The organism is Candidatus Pelagibacter sp. (assembly GCF_052049995.1).
Taxonomy (GTDB): Bacteria; Pseudomonadota; Alphaproteobacteria; order Pelagibacterales; family Pelagibacteraceae; genus Pelagibacter.
Window position 1 is genome coordinate 141,665 of the sequence record NZ_JBNGYX010000002.1, and the last position, 25,551, is coordinate 167,215.

Genomic DNA, 25,551 nt, shown 5'->3' on the forward strand with positions numbered 1-25,551 from the left:
CTTAACCTAACATTTTTTTTATATTTTCCAATGCGTTAGAAATGTTATCTCTTGAGGCAGCAAAGCTAAATCTTACGTAATCTTTGCATGTTTTTCCAAAAGCTGTACCAGGAACTATAGCAACACCTGCCTCATGCATAGCTCTTTTACAAAATTCACTACCATTCATTCCAGTTCCAATAACTTTAGGGAACGCATAAAATGCTCCACCAGGTAAACTACACTCTACACCTGGTAAACTATTTAAACCTTCATGAATTAATTTTCTTCTTAATGTGAACTTTTCCATCATCTCATCAATCGAGTCATCAGGTCCATCTAGAGCAGCAATGCCTGCGAACTGAGCAGCAGCATTCACACATGATACACTATTAATTAATAATTTATTTACATGTTCAACTAAATTTTCTGGCCAAAAACTCCAACCAAGTCTCCAACCTGTCATTGAGTAAGCTTTACTCCAACCCTCTAAAACTATTAATCTTTCTCTTAACTCAGGATAATTAAAGAATGTTGGCATTTCTTTATCATCAAAAATTTGTCTACTATAAATTTCATCACTTAAAATAGTAACATGAGGATGTTTTTTTAAACCTTCAGCCAATTTGTCTATTTCTGATTTTTCTACAAAACTTCCTGTTGGGTTGTTTGGATTTATTAAAATTAATAATCTAGTTTTATCAGTAATTAGAGATAAAATTTTGTCTGCACTAAACTTTAAATCTTTATCTTCAGTTAGATCGTAAGGCACTGCAGTAGAACCAGTATAATTAATCATTGATTCATAAATAGGGAAAGCTGGGGTTGGATGAATTATCTCTGCTCCTGGCTCACCAAAACACTGAATTGCATAATGCATTGTTGGCTTTCCACCTGGCATAATAATAATTCTTTCAGGATCTACGTCTGCGCTATATCTTTTCTTAATCCATCTAGTAACTGATTGTCTACACTCTAAAATACCATTTGAAAGAACATATCCGTGGTGTCCATCATCTAGAGCTTTTTTGGCTGCATCAACTACATGTTTTGGAGTTTTGAAATCAGGTTGACCTAATCCTAAATGAATCATAGGTTTGCCTTGAGCTTCAAGTTTTTTTGCTTCAGCTAAGACAGAAAAAGCGCTTTCAGTTCCAAGCCTATTTAAAGATTTTGCAAGTTCCATAATAATTTAAAAATTAAAATCGACAAACTAAACGAAAATTAGTTTTTTGTCTATTTAGTTTGAAAGTTTAATTTATCAAATAAATGCTTAAAATTCTTATATTTTAGTCTCTATATATTATTTTTGACGCATCAAGATCTTTAACAGACTTACAACCCATTAAAATCATATTTCTTCTAATTTCTTTTTGCATATTTTCTAAAAGTCTCTCAACACCTTTTTGTCCACCTGCGCCTAAACTAAAAAGAAATGCTTTTCCAAAACTGCAAGCTGTTGCTCCAGCAGCTAAAGCTTTAAGAACATGTGTTCCCCTTCTTACACCGCCATCAAGAATAATTTCTAATTTATCACCAACTGCATCTGAAATTGCTTTAACTTGATCAAATGGAGATCTCGATCCATCAAGTTGTCTTCCTCCATGATTTGAAATCATAATTGCTGTACAACCAATATCTAATGCTCTTTTAGCATCTTCTACTGACATTACACCTTTTAATGCCATAGGCTTATTCCATTTTTTTATGCAATATTCTGCATCTTTCCAATTCATTGCTGGATCGTATTGTTCATTAATATAATCCATAACTGATTTTGCAATATTAGTACCTTTATCAGTTTTGTTTTTTATATTTGCTAATTCAAATTTTTTATTTGTAAAGTATTTGAAAACCCATCCTGGTCTCATTGCAAAACTCAATAAACTATCCAAAGTAAATTTCGGTGGTGTGGTAAATCCAGTTCTATGATCTCTTTCTCTATTTCCAGCAACAAGTGTATCAACAGTAATACACATCCCATCAAAATTAGCTCTACTACATCTTTCAATTAAATCATCAGTAATTGATTTATCTTTATGAATATAAAGTTGAAAAAGTTTAGGCCCACTAGAAACATTTGCAACCTCTTCGATTGAAAAAGATGCCATTGTGGACATACTATAAATTGTATCAAACTTCTCTGCAGCTCTAGCAGAAGCTTTATCTCCATCAGGGTCATATAAACTTTGCATTGCGGTAGGAGATAAAAATAACGGCATACTAATTTTTCTACCAAAAACTGTAGTAGATAAATCTGGCTCACCAACACTATTAAGAATACTGGGAACTAAATCACAATCATTAAAAGCATCTGTATTTCTGTTTAAAGTAACTTCATCATCCGCTCCACCATCGATATAGTGAAAAATAGGAGCTGGTAATTTTTTTTTTGCTAATTTTCTAAAATCTTCAAAATTATAACAATCTTTAATATTCATGATGAGTATCTATTAAAAGCTTTTAAAGAAATTAAACATATAACTATTTGCCCCAGGATTTTTATCTCCTAGACTAGCATTAGATATATGATTGTAAGAAAAACCTAATTCACTTGATCTAGATAAATCAAGTGAAATTTGTATTTCGCTTTTGAATTCAATTAAATGTCCCAAATCTTTACCATCACCCTCAAAATATAATCCTGGAGTAAAGCTTGGAGTAAAATTTAATACTCCTAACTTATATTGAGCCTGAACACCTGTATAAATATATCCTGCGCTATCAGCTGTTATTAACGCACCTGTAATCGGTGAAAGATTACCTAAAAAAGTATCTCTGTTTAAATTTTCATTTTGATGTTGAAAGCCAATTAAAGTTGATCTTTTTCCATCATCGCTAAAATCAAACATTCCTGTGTAAACACTGAATTCTGTATTTTGATCTTTTAAAACTTTTTCCTCTGCAATCGAAGAAAATGCAAATGTGATAATTAACAAGTTAATTAAAAATTTTTTTAAATTCATAACAGATTAATTTATTTTTTAACTATAAAGCTTTTATAGATTATTGCACCCCCGATTAAAAATATCAATATCGGTAATAACCAAAGAATATATGTGTTTTTATTTAAACTAGGATCGTAAAGTATCCATTCTCCATATTTAGTTTTGAAATATTCATAAATTTGATCTTCAGAGAGGCCTTCTTGAAGCTTTTTATCAACTACAATTTTTAAGCTATTTGCAAATTCAGAATCTGAATCATAAACCGATTGACCTTGACATATAAGACATCGCAAATTTTTAGTTATTTTATTTCTTTTATCATTCTCCTCAGCGTTAAGACTGTTTAAAGACAATAATAATATAACAATTAAAAAAAATCTTAGAAGTTTCATTTTATCAATAAATTAATCTCATCAAGTGATCCTTGGTTAAGAGGTCCAATATATTTTTTAATAATTTTATTATTATAAACTAAAAATGATTCGGGAACCCCATAGGCTCCCCACTCAATTGCTATTGTCCCATCTAAATCAATAAAGATTTCTTTATAAGGGTTTCCTAGTTCTTTTAAAAAATTTTCCGCATTTTTTAAATTATCTTTATAATTCATCCCTATAATATTTACTTTATTTTCTGAATTTAAATTCATTAAAAAAGGATGTTCTTGTCGACATGGCACACACCAAGATGACCAAATATTTAATAAATAAATCTTATCTAACTCAAAGATACTTGATGATTTTAAATTTTCTCCCGAAAAAAATTCTTTAGTATTAAAAATTGGTATCTCTTTTTTTGTATTAATCTCTGGAGTGTATATTTTTGAATCTTCTAGGCCTTTGTAAAAAATAAAAAATATTAATCCGAAAATAATAATAACTGAAAAAGGTAATATTTTATCTTTCATGATCTTTTTTGTAAAAAGCTAACAATACCAGCAAAAGATATTAGAATTACTGATAACCAGATCCATAACATAAATGGTTTAACCTGATATCTTACGTTGAAAAAATCTTGATTTTGAACCAGATTAATTACAATAAATTTATCTGACATTAGAGTTGTTTTGATATCAGCTTCACTTGTGGCAATGACAGGTTGATTATAAATTCTTAGCTCTGGCGAAAATCTGTCCTCTTCACCATTTAAATTACTTATAGAAAAATTCGCAATAATAGCATTATAATTTTTTTCTTTTTTCTGATCAACACTTTCAAAAACTATCTTGATTTTCGGATTTTCAAAAGTTTCACCAACCTTGAGATTTGTTATAATTTCGCTTGTAAATATATTGTTAAACAAGATACTTAGTATCAATAAACTAAATCCGAAATGAGCAATATTTTGTGAAATATTTTTATATTTTTTTACAAAAAAATCTCGCAAGGTAATAAAGAATAAATAAAGTGCACTCGATATCAAAATTGTATTTATTAAAACATTTTGATTAAAATTTTTTAATATTAAAAATGTTAATAAAATTGAGATAATTAAAAAAGAAATTAAATAAATTTTATCTTCTAATTGAGATTTGATCCATTTTAATTTTGGACCTATTGCCATCATAAGTAAAAATGGAATTAAAAATGGAATTATTAATTTATGATAAAATGGTGGTCCTACAGATATTTTTTGGGAAGAAATTACATCTAAAAAAATTGGATAAACGGTACCTATTAATACAACTGATAAAAAATACATCATGAACCAGTTATTAATTAATATTGAAGTCTCTTTGCTCAACCAAAAAAAACTATAAGATTTTTTGTCATTATCTTTATGAAAAAAGAAAAAAATTAAAATAGATAAAAAAATCAAAATGAATAAAAAAATAAGAATAAATAAACCTCTTTCAGGGTCGTTGGCAAATGTATGAACTGAATTTAATATTCCTGATCTTACTAAAAATGTTCCACACATACTTAATGTAAATGTTGCAATAGAAAGAATTATTACCCATGAAGTTAAAATAGATTTTTTCTCTAGTACTAAAATACAATGTAAAAGAGTAGTTAATGCAAGCCAGGGCATTAGAGAAACATTCTCAACTGGATCCCAAAACCAAAAACCTCCCCAGCCCAATTCGTAATAAGCCCAAATTGATCCAAGCAGTATTCCTAAAGTCAAAAATATCCATGAAATTAAGATCCAATTTTTTATATGTGATGCCCAACTGGTAGAAATAATTTTTAAACTTGTTGCTGCCAAAACAGATGAAAAAATAATTGAAGAACCAACATAGCCTAAATATAAAATAGGTGGATGAATTGCTAAAGCAGGATCTTGTAAAATTGGGTTTAATCCAAGACCTTCGGTAGGTATTGGAAAAATATAATTAAATGGATTTGATGTTTTGATTAGAAATAAAAAGAAACCAACAATTATTATTTGTTGAAAAACTAGAGTTAAAATTTTGTATTTTACTGGTTGGTTTTTTGTTCGTACTAAAAATATGAAAATAAATAAAGTTAAAACAAGTAACCATAATAATAAACTACCTTCATGATTCCCCCAGGTTCCACTTATTTTGTAAAATAATGGTTTAGTAGTGTGAGAATTATTAAATACTGTTACATTACTAAAATCCGAAATAACAAAAGAAAAGATCAAACACAAAAAACTTATGACAACAAAAAATAATTGTAAAAATGTAAATGATAATATTTTGGTATCTAATACGTTTGAATTATTAAAATTTTTATATGAAAAATAAAATAACGATAATCCAATAATTAATCCTAATATTAACGAATAATATCCAACAAGACTATAAATCAATTTATTTTTCCCCTAATGCTTCTTTTACTTCTGGTGGCATATAATTTTCATCATGCTTTGCTAAAATTTTTGTTGCAGAGAAGAAGTTTCTATCTTTTAAAAAACCTTCCGCAACAACCCCTTTTCCTTCAGCAAATAAATTTGGTACTGCACCAGAATAACTAACATTTATTTCATTTTTAAAGTCTGTTATTATAAAGTTAATTTCATTTGAATTTATAGAAATAGAATTTTTTTTAACCATACCTCCAACTCTTATTTTGCTTTTATCTAATTCAGCAAGTAATTTTATTTCAGAAGGCGATTGAAAATATACAACATTTTCTTCTAATGATTTTAAAATCAAAAATGTTGTTAAAATTAAAGTAATTAAAATTATTATTATAAATAGAAATCTTAATTTAACTTTTCGACCATACATGGTTTAAAAGTTAATTATTTGTTACGTTTGCTAAAATTTCTTTATTTATTCTTTGTGATTTTGCAGAATTAGCTTGCTCAGTAGTAAGCGATCCAAATTTAGCAACAAATTTGTTTTGTTCTTTAACAAATTGCATTTTAGTTACCAAATATAAACCTAGGAAACTTAATAAGGTAAAGCTAAAAGCAGATAACACATACACTGCATATCCATTCATAAAAAATAATTCATTTATCATAATCTATCTAAGCCTTTATTTTTAATTTTTATCAGTTCTGTATTATATTTCATTAAGAAAATTAACAACGAAAAAAGAGCAAATGCCGCAGTCATTATTAATAATGGGTAAAGCATTGATGAATGAATTGAGCTTTTTGACAAAATATTAATAGATGCAGGTTGATGGAGTGTATTCCACCAATCAACTGAGTACTTTATTATTGGAACATTAATAATTCCTAAAATAGTTATAAAAGTTGAGATCTTGTAGACTTTTTCTTCCTTATCATAAATTCTCCAAACAATTAAATACATTGCATAGAATAAAGCTAATATTAACATTGATGTAATTCTTGCATCCCAAGCCCACCATGTTCCCCAAGTTGGTTTTCCCCAAATTGATCCTGTAACTAAAGCAATAATATTAAAAACAAATCCTGAAGGAGCTAAACTTTTAGAGATTAAAAAAAAGTTTTTGTTTCTAAATACAAAACCACAAATAGATAATAAAGTTATAGAAGAAAATATTCCAAGTGAAATCCAAGCAGCAGGAACATGAACATACATAATCCTAACTGCATCACTTTGTTTATAATCTTCAGGAGATATGACTAATGCTTCAACTAATCCAATACTTAATACAACAATAAACAAAAATAATACGTACTTAGGTGCTTTTGAGGTGATTTTGAATATTTTGTTAGGTTCAAAAAGCTTAAACATATTTAAATTTAAAATTTTTTTTTGTGATTTCTATTATGAAATAGTTTTCTGATCAAGAATGCAGAGGGGAAATAATAAGATTGAAATTAACGTTTAACACTCTTGACCAGAAAATACTAAAGTATAGCTAATTTATATGGCCTAGATTTGAGCTAAATGTGGTTGAATGATGGTTGCCTTAATTAGAAAGCTTGAAATAACTAGAGCCTTTTTTTCCTGAAAAAATCTCTTCAATTAAAGGGTGTTTTATTGGTTCATCAGAATCGTCCATAAGCAAATTTTGCTCAGAAACATAAGCTTCATAAGTTATCTCATCATTTTCTGCTAATAGGTGATAAAACGGTTGATCTTTTCTTGGTCTCACATTTTTTGGAATAGATTGATACCATTCCTCGGAGTTATTAAATTCAAAATCAACATCATAAATCACACCTCTAAATTCAAAGTGTTTATGCTTTACGATGTCTCCGATTGAAAATTTTGCTTTTTGGACTGCCATTAATCTTAGTATGGGTATTTAGAAATAAAAATCAATGCTAAAAATATAAATGTTTTGTGATGTGTCAAATATGTTAATATCTTTTTAGTGAATAAATCTTTTTTAAAATTTGTTACTGATTTCGGTCCTTTAGCAATATTTTTTTTCTATTATTACAATAGTGGTAAAAATTTATCAGTAGCAATACCTCCACTGATAGTTGCAACTTTAGTTGCATTAGCAATAGTTTGGTTTTTTGAAAAAAAAATTCCTCCAATGCCTTTAGTGAGTGGAATTTTAATTACTTTTTTTGGTGGATTAACTATCTACTTTAATGATCCTATATTTATTTATGTAAAACCAACTATCATTAATATTATGTTTGCTCTTGCGTTATTTTTTGGGAAATATTTTACCAATGAACCTATTCTTAAAAAAATTATGGGTAAATCTATTCCTCTAACTGATATTGGATGGGAAATTCTGAATAAACGATGGATGTATTTTTTCTTTGGACTTGCTTTATTAAATGAATTTATTTGGAGAACACAAACAGAAGAATTTTGGGTTAATTTTAAAGTTTGGGGAATGCTTCCAATCACAATAATATTCACAGGTTTTCAAATACCATTAATAAATAAACATAAGATTGATGCGTAGTAATTTAAAATTAGTAGTAAATAATCTTCATAATAAAATTGAGGAAAAATATTTTTTTGAAAAAGACGAGCTAAAAATTATATTAGACTTATATGCCAAAATGGTTTCAGAAGGTTCTTGGAAAGATTACGGCTTAAGTATTTCTAGCAAGCAAGTAAAGTTTAGTGTTTTTAGAAATGCTACTGAGAATGCTCTTTATAAAATTTGTAAAAATTTTAAGCCTAAAAATAAAAATCTTAAATATTTAATTACTGATACAAGTGGTAAAATACTTAAAAATTCTTACGATCTTAAAACTTTATTAAAAAATACAAACTGGAAGAAACTTCAAAAATAAATTTATCTTCTTTGACCAAATAATCTTAATAACATTATAAATAGGTTAATAAAATCAAGATACAAAGTTAAAGCACCCATTACAGCTTTCTTGCCCATTAACTCACCTGAATCAGAGGCAACATACATATTTTTGATTTTCTGGGTGTCATAAGCTGTTAAACCAACAAATATTAAAACACCTAAAATTGAAATCACAAAATACATCATAGAAGATTTCATAAAGATATTAACAATTGAAGCTATAATTATTCCAATTAGACCCATCATTAAGAAAGATCCAAACTTTGTAAGATCTCTTTTAGTTGTGTATCCATAAATGCTCATCGCTCCAAATGTTGCAGAGGTAATGAAGAAAACTCTTGTTACACTCATTCCAGTGTAAACTAATAATATTGAAGATAAAGATAGACCCATCAAAGCTGCAAAAACCCAAAACGTAGTTTGTGCTTTTGATGCACTCATCTTATTAATTCCAAAACTCATGTAAAAAACGATTCCTAGAGGAGCTAACATTACAAGCCATTTAAGACCTGATAAATAAATTGCATTCCCCATCTGCGTTAGACCAACGATTGAACCCGCATCATTGGTAACAACAGACATTTTAAATGTTAATAGTGCTACTATTCCAGTTAACAATACACCTGTTGCCATGTAATTATAAACTTTTAACATGTAAGCTCTTAAGCCTTCATCCATTACAGCAGCCGATTGTTGTGCTGCTTTAGCTCTATTTAGTATTCCGTTTTTATCAAATTCCATAATGACTAATATATATATTCTTTTACTAATTATTCAAGATACCTTAAAAGATTAACAAAAATTTAACTTAATATTTCTAATGAATTACAAAAATTTAGGTAATACTGATATTAAAGTAAGTACAATTTGTCTCGGTACTATGACTTGGGGAGAACAAAATACTGAACTTGAAGCATTTGAACAAATGGAGTTTGCTTTAGATCAAGGAGTGAACTTTTGGGACACTGCTGAATTATATGCAGTACCTCCTAGGAAAGAAACCTACGGTGATACAGAAGAAATTATTGGGAACTGGTTTGAAAAAACAAAAAAAAGAGACAAAGTCATTCTTGCAACAAAAGTTGCTGGTCCAGCAAGAGATTATTTAAGAAGTGGAGAAAATAGTTTTACAGGTCCAAACTTAGAATCTGCTTTAAATGATAGTCTTAAAAGACTTAAAACTGATTATATAGATTTATATCAACTTCATTGGCCAGAAAGAAATGTAAATAATTTTGGAAGACTTGGTTATGTTCATAAAGAAAATGAATGGAATAAATTTGAAGATGTTCTCGCAGAGTTAAATAAATATATTGATCAAGGAAAAATAAGATACGTCGGTTTATCAAATGAGACTCCTTGGGGAGTTTTAAATTATCTTCAGTTATCCAAAGATAAAAAGTTGCCTAGAATGATGTCAATCCAAAATCCTTATAGTTTATTAAATAGATCTTACGAAGTAGGACTAGCTGAAGTTTCTATAAGAGAAAACATTGGCTGCTTAGCTTACTCTCCACTTGCAAGTGGATATTTAAGTGGAAAATATAGAAACAAAAGTTTTCCTAAAGGATCAAGAATGGAGAGAGATTTTGATTTCTGGACAAGGTATAGAAAGCCGAATACTGAGGATGCAGTTGAGCATTATTACAAAATTAGTGAAAAATTTGATCTAGATATGAGTCAAATGTCTATTAAATTTTGTGAAATCCAAGACTTTATGACTAGTGTAATAATTGGAGCAACTACAATGGAGCAGTTGAAAACAAATATAGAAAGTGTAAATGTAAACTTATCCGATGATGTCATTAAAGAAATTAACCAAGTACAAACAATTTATCCAAATCCATGTCCATAATTAAAAAAATTTCAATATTTTTAGGAATATTTTTTATAAGTGGTGTTACTCAACTTTCGGCCCAAGAAATTAAAAAAATTGGTAAATATAAAGATTGGGAAGCAATGGTTGTTATGGATGCTGACGGTAAAGTATGCTTTGCTCAATCACTGCCTATTTTACAAGCGCCTAAAACTAATAAAAGAGATGCAAAATTATTTGTAGCATTCAGACCAAACGACAACATAAAAAATGAGGTAAGTGTTACCCCGGGTTATGAATTTAACAAAAATAATTCAGTAACTGCTGCTTCAGGGAAAAACAAATTTAAATTTGACATTAAAGAACAAGGTTTTGCATGGATTGCTGACAATAGAATTGAACTAAAAATGATCAAACAAATGAGAAAAGGATCTAGAATTATGATCACTGGATACAATCAACAAGGTTCTCAAACAATTGATCATTACTCATTGCTAGGATTTACTAAAGCTTATAACGCTTCAAGAAAAGCTTGTAGTTAATTGAATGAAATCAAAAAAGAAAATTGTTCTAGCTTATTCTGGAGGGCTCGATACTTCTATAATTTTAAAATGGCTTCAAGAAAATTATGATGCAGATGTAATTTGTTATACAGCAGATGTCGGACAAGAAATTGATAGAAAAAAAATTATTACTAATGCAAAAAAATTTGGTGTTAAAAATATAATTATTAAAGATTTAAAAGATATTTTTGTTAAGGATTATGTTTATCCCATGATCAGAGGACACGCGATCTATGAGGGCGTTTATTTGTTAGGGACATCGATAGCAAGACCTCTTATAGCAAAAGATCAAATAAGAATAGCTAAAAAATTTAAAGCCTATGCAGTTTCACATGGAGCAACTGGTAAAGGCAATGACCAAGTTAGATTTGAATTAGGCTATCATTATTTCGGTCCTAAAATTAAAATTATAGCTCCATGGAGAATTTGGAAACTAAAATCTAGAACAGACTTAATTAATTATGCAAAAAAATATGGCATAGCTATTCCTAAAGATAAAAAAGGTGCACCTCCATTTTCAGTGGATGATAATTTATTTCATACATCAACTGAAGGTAAGGTTTTAGAAAATCCAAAAAATTCTGCTCCAGAATTTATTTTTCAACGAACAGTTTCTCCTGAAAAAGCACCTAACAAACCATCTTTTGTTACTATTAATTTTAAAAATAGTGATCCTTTTGGAATTAATGGAAAAAAATTATCTCCAGCTAAATTATTAACAAAGTTAAATGATCTAGCAGGCAAAAATGGAATTGGAAGAGTTGACTTAGTAGAGAATAGATTTCTAGGTATTAAATCTAGAGGAGTGTATGAAACACCTGGTGGGTCTCTTTTAATAAATGCTCATAGAGCAATTGAGTCTGTTACCTTAGACAAAGAAACTATGCATAAAAAAGATCAGATAATGTCTAGATATGCAGAGTTAATTTACAATGGTTATTGGTATTCAAAAGAAAGATTTAAACTTCAAAAAATTGTAGATTTAAAAAGAAGCAAAGTTAATGGCTCAGTTAAACTTAAATTGTATAAAGGAAATATTACAATTCAATCTAGAGTTACTAATAGCAGCGCTTACTCGATGAAAAAAGTCTCATTTGAAGAAAATAAGTCATTTAATAAATCTAACGTTGAAAGATTTATCAATTTTCACAAAAAAAAGCTTCGTTCTTAGTAACGTTTAGGACAAATTAACATTTGTTTAAATCACTAAAAATTATATCCTTAGATCATGGAATCAATAAAGAATTGGATGAGAGATGCTGCAAATATTTTATTTGATGATAGTAAGAATGATCTACGCGCACTTCCTAAAACAGTTAGATTACAAATTCTTTTAGTTTTAAGTTTTATTTGGACTACTGTTTTTAGTTTATATGTCTTTTCTTACACAACTTTTGCATTTGGATGGGCTGGACTTTTTTTAGCTCATATAGGTTTAATATTTGCTGTCTATATGACTTTTAAACAATTCCATAGAGCAGAAGAGAAGTCTGCAAGTGTTTTTCAAACAAAGAATTTTGATCCTTTTAAAATCATGGTCATAGTTTTTGTAATAGTATTTATTTTTGTATTTTCAAAAGGGATTGAAGTTTTAACAAGTCCAAACCCGAATTCTTATTCAATCCCTTATGATGGTCCCTTAAAATCTGCAATTGAAAAATGGTTACCTTTTAGTAAAGATAAATAATGGATAAGATAGCAAAAAATTTACAGTTAGCATTAATGGTTATTATCTTAATCAGCACTGTTATTGCTGTAGGGATTGAAATGAAAAAAATGTTCTTAAATCAATCTGTTACATTAGCAGATTTGCTTTTAATGTTTCTTTATTTGGAAGTACTAGCAATGGTTAGGGTTTTTTGGAACCAACAATCTATTAGTATTACTCTACCACTTCTTATTGCAATTACCGCCCTTGCACGATTTATTATTCTACAAGGTAAAGAAATGGATCCTACCGCACTTGTTTATGAAGCAGTAGCTATTTTGTTAATAGCTGGAGCAATTGTTGTTTTAAGATTAAGACATAGTGACAAATTAGGTCTTAAGAAAAAAAAATCAAAATAATTTAAAATGATATTTGAAGCTTCAAGGGCTAAGGCCTTAAATCAATTAAATAATTTTGTTGAGAATAATCTTGGAGAATATTCAAAATTAAGAAATTTTGATTTTGGACCTGAACAAAGATCTAATATATCTTGCTTATCACCATATATAACACATGGAATAATTAATGAACAAGAAGTTATTCAGAAAGCTCTAAGTAAATTTTCTTTTTCAAAAAATGAAAAATTTATTCAAGAGGTTCTATGGCGAACTTATTGGAAAGGTTGGTTAGAACTTAGACCAAATGTTTGGGCTGATTATCTTATAGAATTAAATCAAATCAAAAATGAATTTGAAGATAATAAAGATTATATTGCAGCAATCGAAGGAACAACAAAAGTAGATTGCTTTAATGAGTGGGTGAAAGAGCTTAAAGAAAATAATTATTTGCATAATCACACAAGAATGTGGTTTGCTAGTATTTGGATTTTTACTTTAGAATTGCCTTGGCAATTAGGTGCAGAATTTTTTATGCAACATCTTTATGATGGAGATGCTGCATCAAATACTCTTGGGTGGCGATGGGTTGCGGGTGTTCAAACTCAAGGAAAACATTACCTTGCAAGTGAATGGAATATTAAAAAATTCACTAACAATAGATTTCAAAATATAAAATTAAATGAAAATGCTCCTCCAAAAGTATCTGAAAAATTTTATCAAATAATTAAACAGCATTTCAATAACCCACAAAAGATTGAGAGTAAGAGTCTTTTAATTTTTGAAAATAATCTCTCGTTTGAAATCACTGACTTTAAGGAAAACAACTTTAAGAAAATTTACTTAGTTTCAAATAAAAACGAAAATAGAGCAATAAAACTGAGTGAAAAGTTAGTGAAATTTAAATCTCATTTAATAGAAGACCAAGAACAAAGATTAAAAAATCAATCTATTGATTGTCAAATTATAGATATAAGTGAAATAACAAATATTGAAAATTATTACGGTCTGTACCCAACAGTAGGTGAAAATTTAGATTTTTTAAATTCTAATAATTTAAAGATAGAATTTTTATATAGAAATCTTGATCAATTAGCTTGGCAATACTGCAATAAAGGTTTTTTTAACTTTAAAAATTATATTCCTAAAATAGTTTCAAGCTTTAATTAAAACCAACGAACCATTCCAATAATTCCAGCGGTTGCATAAAAAAATTGCAAAAATAAAATTCCTTTATGACCACCCCTATAGGCCCAAATTCCAATTAAAATGGCTGACAATAACAGTAGACAAAACCCAAAAAATTCTATGCCTATATTTAAAGCGACAAACAAAGAATATAATATTGCAGTTATCACTCCTGCCCATTCAAAAATTTTATTATTCATAAAAGTTTTTTAAAATTATTATAAAGGATTGTAGAATAGTTATTCATATCTTTCATGTTATCTTTTGCAGATTGATCAAACTTTTCTAATGCACCATTACCAAGCTGATCTTCCAAAGCTTTTTTATACTCTGGAACACAACCCCAATCATTAACAGTAGAATCTTTTATTTCTATATGAAATTGAATTCCATACGCATGGTTTTGATATTTAAAGATTTGATACTTGGTGATCGGGGACGAAGCTAATAAAGTTACATCTTTATTATTTTCAATGCCTTGAACCTCATAAGAGTGCCATTGTAAACTTTTAATCGTATTAGGAAATTTTGAAAATAATTTATCTACATTTTTTTCATTAGAGAAATTTATATCCATAATACCAATTTCCGCTGGTTTAGATTTAACCACTTTTCCTCCCACAACCTCTCCTAGAAGCTGACAACCTAAACAAAAACCTAAATAAGGTTTTTTTAGATTAACAACAAATTCTTTAATTGCTCTCTTTTCTTCTATTAACCAAGGATATTCTTGTTCCATATAAGTATCCATTGGACCTCCCATACAAAACATGCCATCAAATTTATTTAAATCGTCTGGTATTTTTTCACCTTCATCTAACTCAATAGTAGTTAAGTTAAATCCATCAGCTAACATTAAATCTTTAATGTAACCTGGATCTTCTATTTTGATATGTTGTAATACTATTATGTTCACTAAGCTTAGCTTAGCTTAGAACACTTTTTGGAACAATATTTTACTCTATCCCAATTCAACTTCCATTTTTTTCGCCAAGTAAATGGTCTTTTGCAAACTGGACAAATTTTTGTTGGTAAATTTTCCTTTTTCATCAAATTGTATTTTGTTTAATAAATTTATCAGCTTCTGACAAAATTAATTTTTTTCTATCAGATTTCATTTTGTCAAATATCCTTACCATCATAGACAAACGAGGATTTTTTAAAAAAAATTTTCTATTTCGATCGATGAACCTCCAGTACAAACCATCCATGGTGTTACACCAATCACCTTTTTTAAAATCCATCATTTTCATAAAATAACTAGAGCCACAAATATAAGGTTTGGTCGCAAAAATTCCTCCATCACTAAATAATCCCATTCCATAAACATTAGGAACCATTACCCAATCTGAGGAGTCTACAAACATCTCCATGAACCACTTATAAACAATTGTTGGCTTAATTTCACAAAGGTTCATAATGTTGGATAAGATCATTAACCGTTCAATGTGATGTGACCAACCATGATTAACAGCATTATTAATTGCATAATCCAAAGGTGGAAGACCAGTGGTCCCATCATACCAAGAACTTTTCATTTTTCTATTTTGTTTAAAAAAATTTTCAGTTTCCATTTCTTTTGAATATGACTGATAAATTCCACGCATAAATTCTCGCCAACCAATCACCTGGCGGATGTAGCCCTCTAAAGAATTCATTCTAATTTTATTTTTCTTATGAAAGTCTAAAACTTTTTGGATAATAAATTCAGGAGTAATTAAACCTAAATTTATATAAGGACTTAATGCACTATGAAATAGAATATTATCTTTTTGATCAACTGCATCCTCATAATCACCAAATAAGTTTGATTTTTCTTTTATAAAAAAATTTAAAAGTTTAACTACATCTTCGTATTCTGTTGCAAACCAAAAATTATTTGTACTCCCTGGGTGATTTTTAAATTCTTTTTCAATAATAGGCTTTAATTTTTTTGTGTGACTGGTTTCATTTATTTTTGGAAATTTTGGAATTAAAATATTTTTAGGTAATTTATTTCTGTTATCTTCATCAAAGCTCCATTTGCCCCCGATTGGATTACCATCTAAACCCATCAATATTCCAGATTTTTTTCTAACATCTTTGTAAAAAGTTGCCATAAAAGGTTTTTTTGATTTTGATAAATAATTTTTAAATTCAGCTCTTGAATTTAAAAACATAGGAGTTTGAACAACATTCCAGTGTATTTTTTCTTTTTTTAAAAATTGTGAAATTTTTTTTTCAAAAAATTTATCCTCTACTTCAAAACTTGAGATTTCTTTTACTTTTTTTTGTGTAATTATTTTTTTTAATTTTTTTAAATAATCTTCATTAAATTCTTTATCTTCGATTTTAAGGTAATCTAATTTAAATTTGTTTTTTCTTAATCCGTCTGCATAAGAACGCATAGAAGATAAAAATAATAAAATTTTTTGTTTATGATGCTTTTCATAAGTGCATAAACCCTTATCTTCAGCCATAAAAAATAGGTGGTCTTTTTTGAAGCGGTCCAGGTATTTTGTTGGAAATAATTGATTACCAAGTATAAAAAATAACTTCATAGTTAAATATAACTAATAAATTTTTTTATGTCAGAAAAATATGTAATTTTTGGTGCGACAGGTTCTATTGGGTCAAGTTTAGCGGAACAATTAAAAAACTCTGGAAACGATATTCATCTAGTTGGAAGAAATGAAAGTGAACTTAATTCTGTCTCTGGAAAACTTGGATGCTCACATACCGTTGCAGATGTTTTAGAGGATGGGTTTATAGAAAAAGTTAAATCAGATATATCTGAAATTAAAGGCCTAGCTTATTGTGTCGGTTCTATTGATTTAAAACCATTAAGAATGGTAAATGAACAAGACTTTCAAAAATGCATGAAACTTAATCTTTATTCTGCTGTAGAAGCTATTAAAGGATATCAGGAAAGTTTAAAAAAAAATAAAGGTTCGATAGTATTATTTTCAACCGTTGCTGCTCAAAGAGGTTTTACTAATCATGCAATTATAGCATCAGCTAAAGCAGCTATTGAAGGATTGACTGTTTCTCTTGCAGCAGAATTTGCTCCAAACATAAGAGTAAACTGTGTGGCACCAAGTTTAACAAGATCTAAAATAGCAGAACCAATGTTAAAAAATACTGCCATAGCTGAAGGGATTGCAAAAGCACATCCTCTTAAAAGATTAGGCGAAGGTAAAGACTCTGCTGCTCTTGCTAAATTCTTACTAACAGAAGATAGTTCTTGGGTTACAGGCCAAATAATTGCTGTAGATGGTGGTAGATCTAAACTTTCATAAAGTGATCAAATATTTTTTATCGATTTTTTTCTTTTTATTATTTTCATCAAAAAGTTTTTCTGAAAATTTTACTTTTAAAAAATTGACAAATTTAAATGACCCGTGGGGATCATCTTTTATAAGTAATAAAGAGCTTATTATCACTGAAAAAACTGGAAAAATAAAAATAGTGAATATTATTTCTGAGGAAGTTTATGAAGTTGAACATAACTTAAATTATTTTGTACACGGACAAGGAGGTTTATTAGATATTATTTATCAAGATAATTACTTATGGATTTCTTATTCAGAAAATAGAGGGGATTGGAAAACTAGTACATCAATTGCAAAGGCTAAATTAAATAAAAAAAATTTAGATTTTAAAAATATATTTCAAGCTGAACCACCAATAGAATCTGGTTATCATTTCGGTTCAAGACTAGCTATAAAAGACAATTATCTTTTTGCATCTGCCGGTGAAAGAGGTGGTGGAATGATTGCTCAAGATCCGACAAATCATCCTGGAAGTATTATCAGAATTTATTTAGATGGTAGTATTCCAAAAGATAACCCTAAGTTTGATGGTAAGTCAGATTGGTTACCAGAAATTTATCAAATTGGTGTTCGTAATCCTCAAGGTCTAACCTATTCCCCTTTTGATGGAAAAATTTATGCAAGCAACCATGGTGCAAAAGGTGGTGATTGGTTTGGTGAAGTAAAAAAGGGGGAGAATTATGGTTGGAAAATTTTAGGTTGGGGTGGAACAAATTATTCAGGCTCAAAGATTGGACCTAAATGGAAACCAGGCTTTACCAAAGCAATCCAGTACTGGGTACCTTCAATAGCAGCAAGTGCTATAACTATTTATAAGGGAAAAGAATTTAGTGAATGGAATGGCGAAGCGTTAATTACTTCTTTAAAAGATAAATCAATGAGAAAATTAAACTTTAAAAATTCGTCTAAGATTGAAGAAACAATTATTTTCAAAGATAAAATTGGAAGAATAAGAGATATACAAGTTCACCCAGTTAATGGAAAAATATATTTTCTTGCGGGAAACAGTTTATGGTTAATGGAGAAAAAAAAATAATATGAAAGAAAGACCTTATCATCATTTACCTGATGGTACTTTCAGGAATCCAAAAGGATCTCCAGTAATAATATCCGGATCAGGAAAATTTTCCTATAGAACTTTCAGTAAATTAAGAAAAAAAGTTGATTTATCTTATCCAAAAGAACATGTGATTAAAAAAGAAAAAGTATTAGCTGATTTAGAAAAATATAAAGATAATGATTATATTGCTTGGATAGGTCACGCGACATATCTTATAAAATTAGGTGGAACTACAATTATAACAGATCCTGTATTTTCAAAGAATGCTGGACCACTAATCTTTGGTCCAAAAAGATTTACTGATCCTGCAATAAAATTAAATGAGATACCTAAAACGGATATATTTTTACTCACTCATAATCATTACGATCATCAGGACATGTCAACAATTAGAAATTTTCCTTTCAAGAGTGTAAAAGTATTAACACCTCTAAATCTTGGTAAATATTTTAAAGGATATAAAGATGTAAATGAAATGGATTGGTATGATCAAATAATTATAAATGAGGATTTGAAAATTTCTTTACTACCTGCAGTTCATTGGTCAAAGAGAAGTTTAACGGATACTAATAAAACTTTGTGGGGTAATTTTTTAATAGAACATAAAAATAAAAAAATTTTATTTGCATGTGATACCGGATATGGGGAAGTCTACAAAGAACTAGGTGAAAAATATGGTCCTATAGATCTGACAATGATTAATATTGGGGCTTATAATTTCAAACCAATGTTTGATAAAACTATTTATCATACTACACCTGAAGAAGCCTTGAATGTTGCACAGGACCTAAAAAGTAAAAAAGTATTAGGAATGCATTGGGGAACATTTGTTTTGTCATTAGAGCCAATTATGGAACCACCAATTAGATTTAAAGATAGTGCTGAAAAATATGGTTTTAGTAAAGAAGATGCTATTATTTTTAAAATTGGAGAAGTTAGTCCTTTAGATAAATTGTTATAGAGTTAAATACTTAATTGCAAAAAATATAGTCCCTATAGAAGCAATAGTGGAAACAAAAATTGCTTTAATTATATTTTCGGGACTTACATTATACGCTGCACATAAAACTATAGAGGTAACTCCGCAAGGCGCAACACTCACAAAGAAAGCACCTGGTATTTCAGCTGGCAATCCTGCATTAAAAATCACTAATCCAATTAACAATAAAATTATGGGGGAAATGACTAATTTTAAAACCGAAATAGAAACAGATAATTTGTTAATTACATTTTTAGTATAAAACGAGAGAATTATGCCAATTGCAAACAATCCAACTGGTGAAACACACGCTGCTAGTTTTGACAATGTGTATTCAATCGGTGTTTGATCAATATTTAAATTTAATAATAAAAATAATAAACCTATAATTATTGAAAGAATAAATGGGTTTAAAAATAAATTTTTAATAAATTTAAATAAATTTACATTTTGTTTTGTAGATAATTCAAGAAAAAAAGCAATTATAGATAATAAAATTATCCCATCCATTAATATGATACTTGCAACTTGTGTAATTACATTTTGTTGAAAATAAATTTCTGTTATTGGCAAAAGCAAAGTCACATGGTTTGATAATGCAACTGTTAAAGCCCAAATTATTGACTCTGGGATTGATCTTTTAAAATATTTTGAAGTAATTAAGTAAGCGATAATTCCACATATCGATTGCATAATTAAATAAGAAAAAATTTGTTTGAAATCTACTTGCCCAATTTCATTTTGTGCTATTAGCTTAATAATCAATGCTGGTACCGCAATATAGAACAAGAAAAGATTTAAAATTTTAGCATGGCTAAGGTCTAAGACTTTTAACTTACCAAATACAAACCCTAAAAAAGTAATAAATATAAATGGAGTTAGTCCTAAAAAAATTGTGAACATAAATTATTTGATTGTTATTCTATGCATTATTCTATTTCCTTTGAAAGGTGTTGCTTGATGAAGCATAGATCTATTATCCCATATAGCCAATTGATTTTTTTCCCAAGGCAAAGAAAATTGAAACTTCTTCTTAATTTGATGGTTAAATAAAAATTTTTTTAACTTTTCTTGATTTTTTATCTTTGAGCTAAAACCAACAAAATGTCCTGGACTGCAATAAATAGAATAATTTGTGCTGATTTTCCTAATTATTTTATGTGAAGATTTAAGTTCTTTAATATTTTTTCCTTTTTCTTTTACTCTTTCTTTTGTTGTAACCGAGATTGGACCCTCAGAGGAATATTTACCTTTAATATTTTTAAATTTTCTTTTTATTGGACTTGGTAATTCTTTATAAGCAAGATATTGAGAACAAAATTCTGTATTAGCTTTTCCTTTTTTTGGCACAAGTTTAGAAAGCAACATTGTAAATCTTGGTGGTTTTTTTGTATAAATCGAGTCTGTATGAAATTGTTCACCAAAACTTGGTCCTTTATCAGTTGATTTTCTTTGCACCACAGTAATTTGAGGAAATTTTTTATTTAAACCTTTTAGTCTTGGATAGTTGGCTAATTTTCCAAAATATTTCGCAAACTGAATATAAAATTTAGAAGTTAATTCTTGTTGTTTAAAATACAACATTCCATATTTATTCAGTGCTTTCTTAATTTTTAAAATATCTTTATTCGTAATATCTTTTAAATTTACAATTATTTCGGCTCCAATATTTTTTTTATTTGGAATTATTTTTAACATTTTTTAAAAAAAATTTTTTTAAGTGATTAATGGTTTGTTTAGGACTCTCTTCTGGAATGAAATGATCTGAATTAATTTCTGATCCATAAACTTTTTTGTTTGTGTATTTTTGCCAAATTTTAACTGATTTAAATTGCGTTCCAACAACTCCCTTTTTACCCCACAAAACTTGTATAGGAATGTTTAATTTTTTTTTTCTGTCTTTTTTGTCATGCTCTAAATCTATAGTAGCAGCAGCCCTATAATCCTCACAAGTTGCATGAATTCTTTTTTTTTGTTTAAAGGCTCTAAAATATTCATCTTCAACTTTTCCAATCGCAAGTTTTGATGACCTATTAAAACGACTTTTTAACCATCTTCTAGGATCTGCCATTATCATTTTCTCTGGTAAAGGTGCTGGCTGTATTAAATAAAACCAGTGAAAATATCCTTTTGCAAATTTCATATCAGTATGCTCGTACATATCTAGAGTTGGACAAATATCTAATACACTTAAAGCCATAATCTTATTTCTATAATCTCTTGCCATTCTATGTGCAACTCTCCCGCCTCTATCATGTCCAGCAACAAAAAATTTTTTAAAATTTAATTTACTCATCAATTGAACCATATCTTTAGCCATTTCTCTTTTAGAATAATTTTTATGATTAGTACCACCAGGTAAAACTAAACTATCTCCATATCCTCTAAGGTCAGCAACTATTACAGTGAAATATTTACTAAGCTCAGGGGCAGTCTTGTGCCACATCACATGTGTTTGAGGATATCCATGAAGTAATAATAAGGGGGGACCGTTACCTTTAAATTTACAAAAAATTTTACCCTTGCTTACTTTAACAAATTTTTTTTTAAAACCATTAAACATGATTAAACTATTTAATTATTTAATAGTTTATTTTTCGCCTTTTCAAATTCCTCTTGAGAAATAATTCCTTTTTCTTTTAAATCATTCAATTTGGTAAGTTCATCACTTAAATTGCTGCTTTGTTCATCAGAAGTTTCGCTTGTCTCCCCACCCTCACTTTCAGCTTCCTCTTTCTCAGCTCTATTAGCTTCCTTAGATTTAAAACCATTCATTATTGCCATTCCACCTAAGTATAAAACATAAGCCATAATAGGAATAACCAATCCAAAAAAAATTATTTTTTCCATAATTTAATCTTCATCCTCTTCACGCCAGTTTTTTTCATACATCAAATATGCAGCATAAATCACTGATATTGTGCCTACAATCATACCATAATCAAAACCTGTTTGCATGTCATGCAAATACCAACCTAGCTGGGTTGCTCCAATAGGTGGAACAGTAAGAAGTAAAAAAATTATTCCAAATCTGTAAGGTCGCTTAGGTTTTTTCATCCTAATAAACTAACAGATTACATCTTGGGGTTTAATTATTAAATTTGCGATCTTTTGAAACAGTCTATGGTATTTTTAAGTAAACAAGCAATGGTCATTGGACCTACACCGCCTGGAACTGGTGTAAGTGCTTTTGCATTTTTTGAAACTTCATCAAAATGTACATCACCAACTATACCTTTATCAGTTTTATTTATACCAACATCAATAACAATAGCATCTTTTTTAACCCAATCTCCTCTAACAAGTTCGGGTATACCTACAGCTGCAACAATTATATCTGCCTCTAAACATTCAGCTTTTAAATCTTTAGTTTTTGAATGAGTTATAATTACGGTGCAATTTTCTTTTAAAAGAAGTTGTGTCATAGGTTTACCATTTAAATTCGATCTACCCACAACCACAGCTTTTTTACCACTTAAATTAGGTTCAATTTTTTTTATCAACAAATAACATCCAAGCGGGGTACAAGGTATTGAACTTTCATAACCAGATGAAAGATTACCTACATTCATTGGATGAAATCCATCTACGTCTTTTGAGGGATCAATAGCTTCTATAACCTTCTGCTTATCAATGTGTTTAGGTAAGGGAAGTTGAACTAAAATTCCTGAAACAGTTTCATCGCTATTTAGTTCTTGGATTTTTTCTAGAACAGTCTTTTCTTCAACTGAGTCTGGATATTTAATTACTTCAGATTTTAATCCTACCTCATTTGCTGACTTCTCTTTATTTCTTACATAAATCTGACTAGGTGTTAAATCACCAATCAGTATTACTGTTAAACCTGGTACTTTATTATGTTTTGATTTTAACTCTGCAACTTCTTCCTTTAACTCTGCTCTTAATTCTGCGGCTGCTTTTTTTCCATCAATTAAAATCATATTTCTCTTTTAAAAAATCATTGGTGCGATGTACAGCTTCATACACATTTCGATAAACCAAATCAATAAAAGAAGAATGATTGGAGAAATATCTAGTGAACCTAAATTTGGCAAAAAACGTCTAATTTTATTCAGGAAAGGCTCGGTTAATTTATAACTCAACTCTAAAATTGCATAAACAAACCTATTTTGAGTATTAAGAACGTTAAATGCTATTAACCAACTTACAATAACATTAGCGATTACAACATAAGAGTACAATTTTAAAATTTGTAAAACCAAATAAAAAATAGCTATCATTTTTTCTCAACGTAAATCGACTGACTTGGGAAAGCAAATGAAGCACCATTTTTTTCTACAATTTCCTTAATCGCAATTGCTAATCTTTCTTTAACATCAAGCCAATTATTCCAACTTCCTGTTTTTGTAAAACATCTTACATACATATCTATTGAACTATCAGAAAATTTATCAACTCTTACCGCAACACCAATTGAGGTATTGTAATCTTCGCTTGAATTAATATGTTTTTCGATTTCATCTCTAATTTTTTTTAACTGATCTACCGTAGTGTCATATTGAAGTGTAATAATCCAACTGATTAACCAATTTGAAGTTTCACTTACATTTACAACTGCGTTTTCGGCAAATTGAAAATTAGGAATGATAGCAAGAGATTTGTCAAATTTTCTAATTGTTGTTGATCTAAATCCAATCTTTTCTACTACACCTTCAATAATACCCTCGACAGCTATCCAGTCTCCAATTTTAAATCTCTTTTCAACTAAAACTAAAATTCCTGATATTAAATTTTTGAATAAATCTTGTGCCCCTAATGCTACAGCAACACCAAACAATCCAAGACCCGCAATGATTGGACCTATTTTAATTCCCCACAATTCTAAAACTGCTGCTAAACCTAAAATAAAAATTAAAATTTTTAGCGATTTAATTATCCAGCCAATAAGTTCTCTTGTTAACAATTTATCTAAACCACTAAGTATGTATGAAATTGGTTCTATGATTTGGTGAATTACCCAAAAAATTAAAATAGTGATCAACGTTCTATTAATTGTATCTACCACTTCTCTTCCTTCTAGTGAGAAAGTCATGTAGTAGCTTGCAATAAAAAATCCTAATACAATTGGTAAAAATCTTGCTGGACCTACAAGTGATTGAACAAAAGTATCATCTAATTTATTCGTTGTTCTTTTAGAGATAATTTCTAATTTTTTAATAACTAATTTGCTTATTAGACCTCTAAAAATTAAAAATACTAAAAATATTCCAATACCAATTAAGATTTGAAAAATATCAACACCAAGAATTCCTTTATTCCATACTGATAAAAATATCTCCGAAAAATTATTAATTAATTCCATTTCTAAATTTTATATAACAAAAACTCTTCTTCTCCAGGGTTAAAAAGAAAAATCTTTTTCCATTTGATTTCGTTAAGTATTGACGAGGTTTTTTCGCCTATACACATCAAATTTGTATTCATCCATAAATTTTCGGTTTGGTAAATCTTTATAAAATTTAAGAAACTTGACGCACTATTTTGAGAGTAAACATAGACCATATCAGGCATATTTAATTTTAATTCATTAACAAATTTCTCATCAAATTTTTGATTATGATCTACTCTGTAATTAATAATTCTTTTTACCTTAAAACCATCACTTAATAACTGTTGATCTAAATCAACAGATATTATTTCACCACTAACGTAAAGTAATTCTATATTTTTGGACTCATAACTTTGTATAATTAACTCCTTTAAGTTTGTAACATTTCCTTCTGCCGCAATTGTATTTTGAAAACCAACACTTCTTGCTTTATTTTCTGTAGCGTTTCCAACACAAAAGCATTTAATGTTTTTATCTAATCTTTCTTTGTTTAAGAATTTTACTGCATTTGCACTGGTAAAAATAATTCCACCATATTCAGAAAAGTTAATTTCTTTATAATTAACTTTTTCAATTCTTATTAATGGTAGATGAGAAACTTGATGTCCTAACGATTGAAATTTCAATATCATTTCAGAACAATCTTCCAATGGTCTAGTTAATAAAATATGCATA

35 protein-coding genes are annotated in these 25,551 nt (G+C 28.7%); 11 read left to right on the forward strand and 24 right to left on the reverse strand.

Features of this window, described 5'->3' with window-relative positions; genetic code table 11:
- Position 1 precedes the first annotated feature (1 nt).
- The 10 genes from ACTT9Y_RS02985 to hspQ all read right to left on the reverse strand — a co-directional run bounded on the left by ACTT9Y_RS02985 (position 2) and on the right by hspQ (position 7,567).
- Entirely contained in the window at positions 2-1,165 is a 1,164-nt protein-coding gene (locus ACTT9Y_RS02985; protein WP_440932944.1) for a pyridoxal phosphate-dependent aminotransferase, read from the reverse strand.
- A gap of 103 nt (positions 1,166-1,268) precedes the next feature.
- Positions 1,269-2,420 (reverse strand): alpha-hydroxy acid oxidase, encoded by a 1,152-nt coding sequence (locus ACTT9Y_RS02990; RefSeq protein ID WP_440932945.1) that lies wholly within the window; start codon positions 2,418-2,420, stop codon positions 1,269-1,271.
- A gap of 12 nt (positions 2,421-2,432) precedes the next feature.
- On the reverse strand, positions 2,433-2,945 hold the full coding sequence (locus ACTT9Y_RS02995) for an acyloxyacyl hydrolase (protein WP_440932946.1): 513 nt from the start codon (positions 2,943-2,945) through the stop codon (positions 2,433-2,435).
- An 11-nt stretch (positions 2,946-2,956) separates the two neighbouring features.
- A complete protein-coding gene (locus tag ACTT9Y_RS03000) occupies positions 2,957-3,319 on the reverse strand; it encodes a cytochrome c-type biogenesis protein (protein WP_440932947.1) in 363 nt (120 codons plus the stop codon).
- Positions 3,316-3,834, reverse strand: coding sequence for a DsbE family thiol:disulfide interchange protein (locus ACTT9Y_RS03005; protein WP_440932948.1), 519 nt, complete (start codon positions 3,832-3,834; stop codon positions 3,316-3,318). The genes ACTT9Y_RS03000 and ACTT9Y_RS03005 overlap by 4 nt, the downstream gene beginning before the upstream one ends.
- On the reverse strand, positions 3,831-5,705 hold the full coding sequence (locus ACTT9Y_RS03010) for a heme lyase CcmF/NrfE family subunit (RefSeq protein ID WP_440932949.1): 1,875 nt from the start codon (positions 5,703-5,705) through the stop codon (positions 3,831-3,833). The genes ACTT9Y_RS03005 and ACTT9Y_RS03010 overlap by 4 nt, the downstream gene beginning before the upstream one ends.
- A gap of 1 nt (position 5,706) precedes the next feature.
- On the reverse strand, positions 5,707-6,126 hold the full coding sequence (gene ccmE / locus ACTT9Y_RS03015) for a cytochrome c maturation protein CcmE (RefSeq protein ID WP_440932950.1): 420 nt from the start codon (positions 6,124-6,126) through the stop codon (positions 5,707-5,709).
- 10 nt (positions 6,127-6,136) lie between these two features.
- Positions 6,137-6,364 carry a heme exporter protein CcmD gene (locus ACTT9Y_RS03020; protein WP_440908475.1) on the reverse strand — a complete coding sequence of 76 codons (228 nt, stop codon included), beginning with the start codon at positions 6,362-6,364 and terminating at the stop codon, positions 6,137-6,139.
- A complete protein-coding gene (ccmC, locus tag ACTT9Y_RS03025; protein ID WP_440932951.1) occupies positions 6,361-7,068 on the reverse strand; it encodes a heme ABC transporter permease CcmC in 708 nt (235 codons plus the stop codon). Before ccmC ends, ACTT9Y_RS03020 begins: the two co-directional genes overlap by 4 nt.
- 178 nt (positions 7,069-7,246) lie before the next feature.
- Positions 7,247-7,567 (reverse strand): heat shock protein HspQ, encoded by a 321-nt coding sequence (hspQ, locus tag ACTT9Y_RS03030; RefSeq protein ID WP_440932952.1) that lies wholly within the window; start codon positions 7,565-7,567, stop codon positions 7,247-7,249.
- Between the two features lie 87 nt (positions 7,568-7,654).
- Here hspQ and ACTT9Y_RS03035 point away from each other — a divergent pair, with 87 nt between their 5' ends.
- Together ACTT9Y_RS03035 and ACTT9Y_RS03040 are read left to right on the forward strand one after the other, a co-directional pair.
- Positions 7,655-8,206: a septation protein A gene (locus tag ACTT9Y_RS03035; protein ID WP_440932953.1), complete on the forward strand. Its 552-nt coding sequence runs from the start codon at positions 7,655-7,657 to the stop codon at positions 8,204-8,206.
- Positions 8,199-8,543 carry a DUF2794 domain-containing protein gene (locus ACTT9Y_RS03040; protein WP_440932954.1) on the forward strand — a complete coding sequence of 115 codons (345 nt, stop codon included), beginning with the start codon at positions 8,199-8,201 and terminating at the stop codon, positions 8,541-8,543. The genes ACTT9Y_RS03035 and ACTT9Y_RS03040 overlap by 8 nt, the downstream gene beginning before the upstream one ends.
- Positions 8,544-8,545: 2 nt before the next feature.
- Here ACTT9Y_RS03040 and ACTT9Y_RS03045 read toward each other — a convergent pair whose 3' ends face one another.
- On the reverse strand, positions 8,546-9,307 hold the full coding sequence (locus tag ACTT9Y_RS03045; protein ID WP_440932955.1) for a Bax inhibitor-1/YccA family protein: 762 nt from the start codon (positions 9,305-9,307) through the stop codon (positions 8,546-8,548).
- A 79-nt stretch (positions 9,308-9,386) separates the two neighbouring features.
- Between ACTT9Y_RS03045 and ACTT9Y_RS03050 the strand changes: the two genes are divergently transcribed.
- From ACTT9Y_RS03050 to ACTT9Y_RS03075, 6 genes are read left to right on the forward strand one after another with little or no spacing between them, the layout of a single operon-like run.
- Positions 9,387-10,421: an aldo/keto reductase gene (locus tag ACTT9Y_RS03050; protein ID WP_440932956.1), complete on the forward strand. Its 1,035-nt coding sequence runs from the start codon at positions 9,387-9,389 to the stop codon at positions 10,419-10,421.
- Entirely contained in the window at positions 10,412-10,924 is a 513-nt protein-coding gene (locus tag ACTT9Y_RS03055) for an invasion associated locus B family protein (protein WP_440932957.1), read from the forward strand. Before ACTT9Y_RS03050 ends, ACTT9Y_RS03055 begins: the two co-directional genes overlap by 10 nt.
- A 4-nt stretch (positions 10,925-10,928) precedes the next feature.
- On the forward strand, positions 10,929-12,116 hold the full coding sequence (locus ACTT9Y_RS03060; protein WP_440932958.1) for an argininosuccinate synthase: 1,188 nt from the start codon (positions 10,929-10,931) through the stop codon (positions 12,114-12,116).
- A gap of 57 nt (positions 12,117-12,173) precedes the next feature.
- The gene (locus ACTT9Y_RS03065) at positions 12,174-12,632 is read left to right on the forward strand and encodes a hypothetical protein (protein ID WP_075504929.1); all 459 of its coding nucleotides are present in this window, start codon (positions 12,174-12,176) and stop codon (positions 12,630-12,632) included.
- Complete coding sequence (locus ACTT9Y_RS03070) at positions 12,632-13,012, forward strand: phosphate-starvation-inducible PsiE family protein (protein WP_440655024.1); 381 nt, start codon at positions 12,632-12,634, stop codon at positions 13,010-13,012. Before ACTT9Y_RS03065 ends, ACTT9Y_RS03070 begins: the two co-directional genes overlap by 1 nt.
- 6 nt (positions 13,013-13,018) lie before the next feature.
- A complete protein-coding gene (locus ACTT9Y_RS03075; protein ID WP_440932959.1) occupies positions 13,019-14,158 on the forward strand; it encodes an FAD-binding domain-containing protein in 1,140 nt (379 codons plus the stop codon).
- Here the strand turns inward: ACTT9Y_RS03075 and ACTT9Y_RS03080 are convergent.
- Genes ACTT9Y_RS03080 through ACTT9Y_RS03095 form a run of 4 tightly spaced genes read right to left on the reverse strand, consistent with a single transcriptional unit; the run spans position 14,155 to position 16,716 of the window.
- Positions 14,155-14,376 (reverse strand): hypothetical protein, encoded by a 222-nt coding sequence (locus ACTT9Y_RS03080; RefSeq protein WP_440908485.1) that lies wholly within the window; start codon positions 14,374-14,376, stop codon positions 14,155-14,157. The two genes, ACTT9Y_RS03075 and ACTT9Y_RS03080, sit on opposite strands and share 4 nt — an antisense overlap.
- Positions 14,373-15,092 (reverse strand): type 1 glutamine amidotransferase, encoded by a 720-nt coding sequence (locus tag ACTT9Y_RS03085; RefSeq protein ID WP_440932960.1) that lies wholly within the window; start codon positions 15,090-15,092, stop codon positions 14,373-14,375. The genes ACTT9Y_RS03080 and ACTT9Y_RS03085 overlap by 4 nt, the downstream gene beginning before the upstream one ends.
- Positions 15,093-15,097: 5 nt before the next feature.
- Complete coding sequence (locus ACTT9Y_RS03090) at positions 15,098-15,226, reverse strand: DUF2256 domain-containing protein (protein WP_075504933.1); 129 nt, start codon at positions 15,224-15,226, stop codon at positions 15,098-15,100.
- The gene (locus ACTT9Y_RS03095; protein WP_440932961.1) at positions 15,226-16,716 is read right to left on the reverse strand and encodes a cryptochrome/photolyase family protein; all 1,491 of its coding nucleotides are present in this window, start codon (positions 16,714-16,716) and stop codon (positions 15,226-15,228) included. Before ACTT9Y_RS03095 ends, ACTT9Y_RS03090 begins: the two co-directional genes overlap by 1 nt.
- Positions 16,717-16,743: 27 nt before the next feature.
- Between ACTT9Y_RS03095 and ACTT9Y_RS03100 the strand changes: the two genes are divergently transcribed.
- Genes ACTT9Y_RS03100 through ACTT9Y_RS03110 form a run of 3 tightly spaced genes read left to right on the forward strand, consistent with a single transcriptional unit; the run spans position 16,744 to position 19,508 of the window.
- Positions 16,744-17,454, forward strand: a complete 711-nt coding sequence (locus tag ACTT9Y_RS03100; protein ID WP_440932962.1) for an SDR family NAD(P)-dependent oxidoreductase — start codon at positions 16,744-16,746, stop codon at positions 17,452-17,454.
- Positions 17,429-18,523, forward strand: coding sequence for a PQQ-dependent sugar dehydrogenase (locus tag ACTT9Y_RS03105; protein ID WP_440932963.1), 1,095 nt, complete (start codon positions 17,429-17,431; stop codon positions 18,521-18,523). The genes ACTT9Y_RS03100 and ACTT9Y_RS03105 overlap by 26 nt, the downstream gene beginning before the upstream one ends.
- A 1-nt stretch (position 18,524) precedes the next feature.
- On the forward strand, positions 18,525-19,508 hold the full coding sequence (locus tag ACTT9Y_RS03110; protein WP_440932964.1) for an MBL fold metallo-hydrolase: 984 nt from the start codon (positions 18,525-18,527) through the stop codon (positions 19,506-19,508).
- Here the strand turns inward: ACTT9Y_RS03110 and ACTT9Y_RS03115 are convergent.
- Genes ACTT9Y_RS03115 through ACTT9Y_RS03155 form a run of 9 tightly spaced genes read right to left on the reverse strand, consistent with a single transcriptional unit; the run spans position 19,503 to position 25,550 of the window.
- Positions 19,503-20,429 (reverse strand): AEC family transporter, encoded by a 927-nt coding sequence (locus ACTT9Y_RS03115; protein ID WP_440932965.1) that lies wholly within the window; start codon positions 20,427-20,429, stop codon positions 19,503-19,505. The genes ACTT9Y_RS03110 and ACTT9Y_RS03115 overlap by 6 nt on opposite strands.
- A gap of 3 nt (positions 20,430-20,432) precedes the next feature.
- Positions 20,433-21,224: a TauD/TfdA dioxygenase family protein gene (locus ACTT9Y_RS03120; RefSeq protein WP_440932966.1), complete on the reverse strand. Its 792-nt coding sequence runs from the start codon at positions 21,222-21,224 to the stop codon at positions 20,433-20,435.
- Positions 21,202-22,089 carry an alpha/beta fold hydrolase gene (locus ACTT9Y_RS03125; protein WP_440932967.1) on the reverse strand — a complete coding sequence of 296 codons (888 nt, stop codon included), beginning with the start codon at positions 22,087-22,089 and terminating at the stop codon, positions 21,202-21,204. The genes ACTT9Y_RS03120 and ACTT9Y_RS03125 overlap by 23 nt, the downstream gene beginning before the upstream one ends.
- An 11-nt stretch (positions 22,090-22,100) precedes the next feature.
- Positions 22,101-22,376 (reverse strand): SHOCT domain-containing protein, encoded by a 276-nt coding sequence (locus tag ACTT9Y_RS03130; protein WP_440932968.1) that lies wholly within the window; start codon positions 22,374-22,376, stop codon positions 22,101-22,103.
- Between the two features lie 3 nt (positions 22,377-22,379).
- A complete protein-coding gene (locus ACTT9Y_RS03135; RefSeq protein ID WP_440925847.1) occupies positions 22,380-22,583 on the reverse strand; it encodes a hypothetical protein in 204 nt (67 codons plus the stop codon).
- A 38-nt stretch (positions 22,584-22,621) separates the two neighbouring features.
- Positions 22,622-23,467 (reverse strand): bifunctional 5,10-methylenetetrahydrofolate dehydrogenase/5,10-methenyltetrahydrofolate cyclohydrolase, encoded by an 846-nt coding sequence (locus ACTT9Y_RS03140; protein WP_440932969.1) that lies wholly within the window; start codon positions 23,465-23,467, stop codon positions 22,622-22,624.
- 9 nt (positions 23,468-23,476) lie between these two features.
- The gene (locus ACTT9Y_RS03145) at positions 23,477-23,767 is read right to left on the reverse strand and encodes a YggT family protein (RefSeq protein ID WP_023854572.1); all 291 of its coding nucleotides are present in this window, start codon (positions 23,765-23,767) and stop codon (positions 23,477-23,479) included.
- Positions 23,764-24,849, reverse strand: coding sequence for a mechanosensitive ion channel family protein (locus ACTT9Y_RS03150; RefSeq protein ID WP_440932970.1), 1,086 nt, complete (start codon positions 24,847-24,849; stop codon positions 23,764-23,766). The genes ACTT9Y_RS03145 and ACTT9Y_RS03150 overlap by 4 nt, the downstream gene beginning before the upstream one ends.
- A gap of 2 nt (positions 24,850-24,851) precedes the next feature.
- On the reverse strand, positions 24,852-25,550 hold the full coding sequence (locus ACTT9Y_RS03155) for a uroporphyrinogen-III synthase (RefSeq protein ID WP_440932971.1): 699 nt from the start codon (positions 25,548-25,550) through the stop codon (positions 24,852-24,854).
- Between the last annotated feature and the right edge of the window lies 1 nt (position 25,551).

Coding starts and splice junctions, on each gene's coding strand:
- ACTT9Y_RS02985 (WP_440932944.1), bottom strand. CDS start 1,165: ATGGAACTTGCAAAATCTTTAAATAGGCTTGGAACTGAAAGCGCTTTT.
- ACTT9Y_RS02990 (WP_440932945.1), bottom strand. CDS start 2,420: ATGAATATTAAAGATTGTTATAATTTTGAAGATTTTAGAAAATTAGCA.
- ACTT9Y_RS02995 (WP_440932946.1), bottom strand. CDS start 2,945: ATGAATTTAAAAAAATTTTTAATTAACTTGTTAATTATCACATTTGCA.
- ACTT9Y_RS03000 (WP_440932947.1), bottom strand. CDS start 3,319: ATGAAACTTCTAAGATTTTTTTTAATTGTTATATTATTATTGTCTTTA.
- ACTT9Y_RS03005 (WP_440932948.1), bottom strand. CDS start 3,834: ATGAAAGATAAAATATTACCTTTTTCAGTTATTATTATTTTCGGATTA.
- ccmE (WP_440932950.1), bottom strand. CDS start 6,126: ATGTATGGTCGAAAAGTTAAATTAAGATTTCTATTTATAATAATAATT.
- ACTT9Y_RS03020 (WP_440908475.1), bottom strand. CDS start 6,364: ATGATAAATGAATTATTTTTTATGAATGGATATGCAGTGTATGTGTTA.
- ccmC (WP_440932951.1), bottom strand. CDS start 7,068: ATGTTTAAGCTTTTTGAACCTAACAAAATATTCAAAATCACCTCAAAA.
- hspQ (WP_440932952.1), bottom strand. CDS start 7,567: ATGGCAGTCCAAAAAGCAAAATTTTCAATCGGAGACATCGTAAAGCAT.
- ACTT9Y_RS03040 (WP_440932954.1), top strand. CDS start 8,199: ATGCGTAGTAATTTAAAATTAGTAGTAAATAATCTTCATAATAAAATT.
- ACTT9Y_RS03045 (WP_440932955.1), bottom strand. CDS start 9,307: ATGGAATTTGATAAAAACGGAATACTAAATAGAGCTAAAGCAGCACAA.
- ACTT9Y_RS03050 (WP_440932956.1), top strand. CDS start 9,387: ATGAATTACAAAAATTTAGGTAATACTGATATTAAAGTAAGTACAATT.
- ACTT9Y_RS03055 (WP_440932957.1), top strand. CDS start 10,412: ATGTCCATAATTAAAAAAATTTCAATATTTTTAGGAATATTTTTTATA.
- ACTT9Y_RS03060 (WP_440932958.1), top strand. CDS start 10,929: ATGAAATCAAAAAAGAAAATTGTTCTAGCTTATTCTGGAGGGCTCGAT.
- ACTT9Y_RS03065 (WP_075504929.1), top strand. CDS start 12,174: ATGGAATCAATAAAGAATTGGATGAGAGATGCTGCAAATATTTTATTT.
- ACTT9Y_RS03070 (WP_440655024.1), top strand. CDS start 12,632: ATGGATAAGATAGCAAAAAATTTACAGTTAGCATTAATGGTTATTATC.
- ACTT9Y_RS03075 (WP_440932959.1), top strand. CDS start 13,019: ATGATATTTGAAGCTTCAAGGGCTAAGGCCTTAAATCAATTAAATAAT.
- ACTT9Y_RS03080 (WP_440908485.1), bottom strand. CDS start 14,376: ATGAATAATAAAATTTTTGAATGGGCAGGAGTGATAACTGCAATATTA.
- ACTT9Y_RS03090 (WP_075504933.1), bottom strand. CDS start 15,226: ATGAAAAAGGAAAATTTACCAACAAAAATTTGTCCAGTTTGCAAAAGA.
- ACTT9Y_RS03095 (WP_440932961.1), bottom strand. CDS start 16,716: ATGAAGTTATTTTTTATACTTGGTAATCAATTATTTCCAACAAAATAC.
- ACTT9Y_RS03100 (WP_440932962.1), top strand. CDS start 16,744: ATGTCAGAAAAATATGTAATTTTTGGTGCGACAGGTTCTATTGGGTCA.
- ACTT9Y_RS03105 (WP_440932963.1), top strand. CDS start 17,429: ATGGTGGTAGATCTAAACTTTCATAAAGTGATCAAATATTTTTTATCG.
- ACTT9Y_RS03110 (WP_440932964.1), top strand. CDS start 18,525: ATGAAAGAAAGACCTTATCATCATTTACCTGATGGTACTTTCAGGAAT.
- ACTT9Y_RS03115 (WP_440932965.1), bottom strand. CDS start 20,429: ATGTTCACAATTTTTTTAGGACTAACTCCATTTATATTTATTACTTTT.
- ACTT9Y_RS03120 (WP_440932966.1), bottom strand. CDS start 21,224: ATGTTAAAAATAATTCCAAATAAAAAAAATATTGGAGCCGAAATAATT.
- ACTT9Y_RS03125 (WP_440932967.1), bottom strand. CDS start 22,089: ATGTTTAATGGTTTTAAAAAAAAATTTGTTAAAGTAAGCAAGGGTAAA.
- ACTT9Y_RS03130 (WP_440932968.1), bottom strand. CDS start 22,376: ATGGAAAAAATAATTTTTTTTGGATTGGTTATTCCTATTATGGCTTAT.
- ACTT9Y_RS03135 (WP_440925847.1), bottom strand. CDS start 22,583: ATGAAAAAACCTAAGCGACCTTACAGATTTGGAATAATTTTTTTACTT.
- ACTT9Y_RS03140 (WP_440932969.1), bottom strand. CDS start 23,467: ATGATTTTAATTGATGGAAAAAAAGCAGCCGCAGAATTAAGAGCAGAG.
- ACTT9Y_RS03145 (WP_023854572.1), bottom strand. CDS start 23,767: ATGATAGCTATTTTTTATTTGGTTTTACAAATTTTAAAATTGTACTCT.
- ACTT9Y_RS03150 (WP_440932970.1), bottom strand. CDS start 24,849: ATGGAATTAATTAATAATTTTTCGGAGATATTTTTATCAGTATGGAAT.
- ACTT9Y_RS03155 (WP_440932971.1), bottom strand. CDS start 25,550: ATGCATATTTTATTAACTAGACCATTGGAAGATTGTTCTGAAATGATA.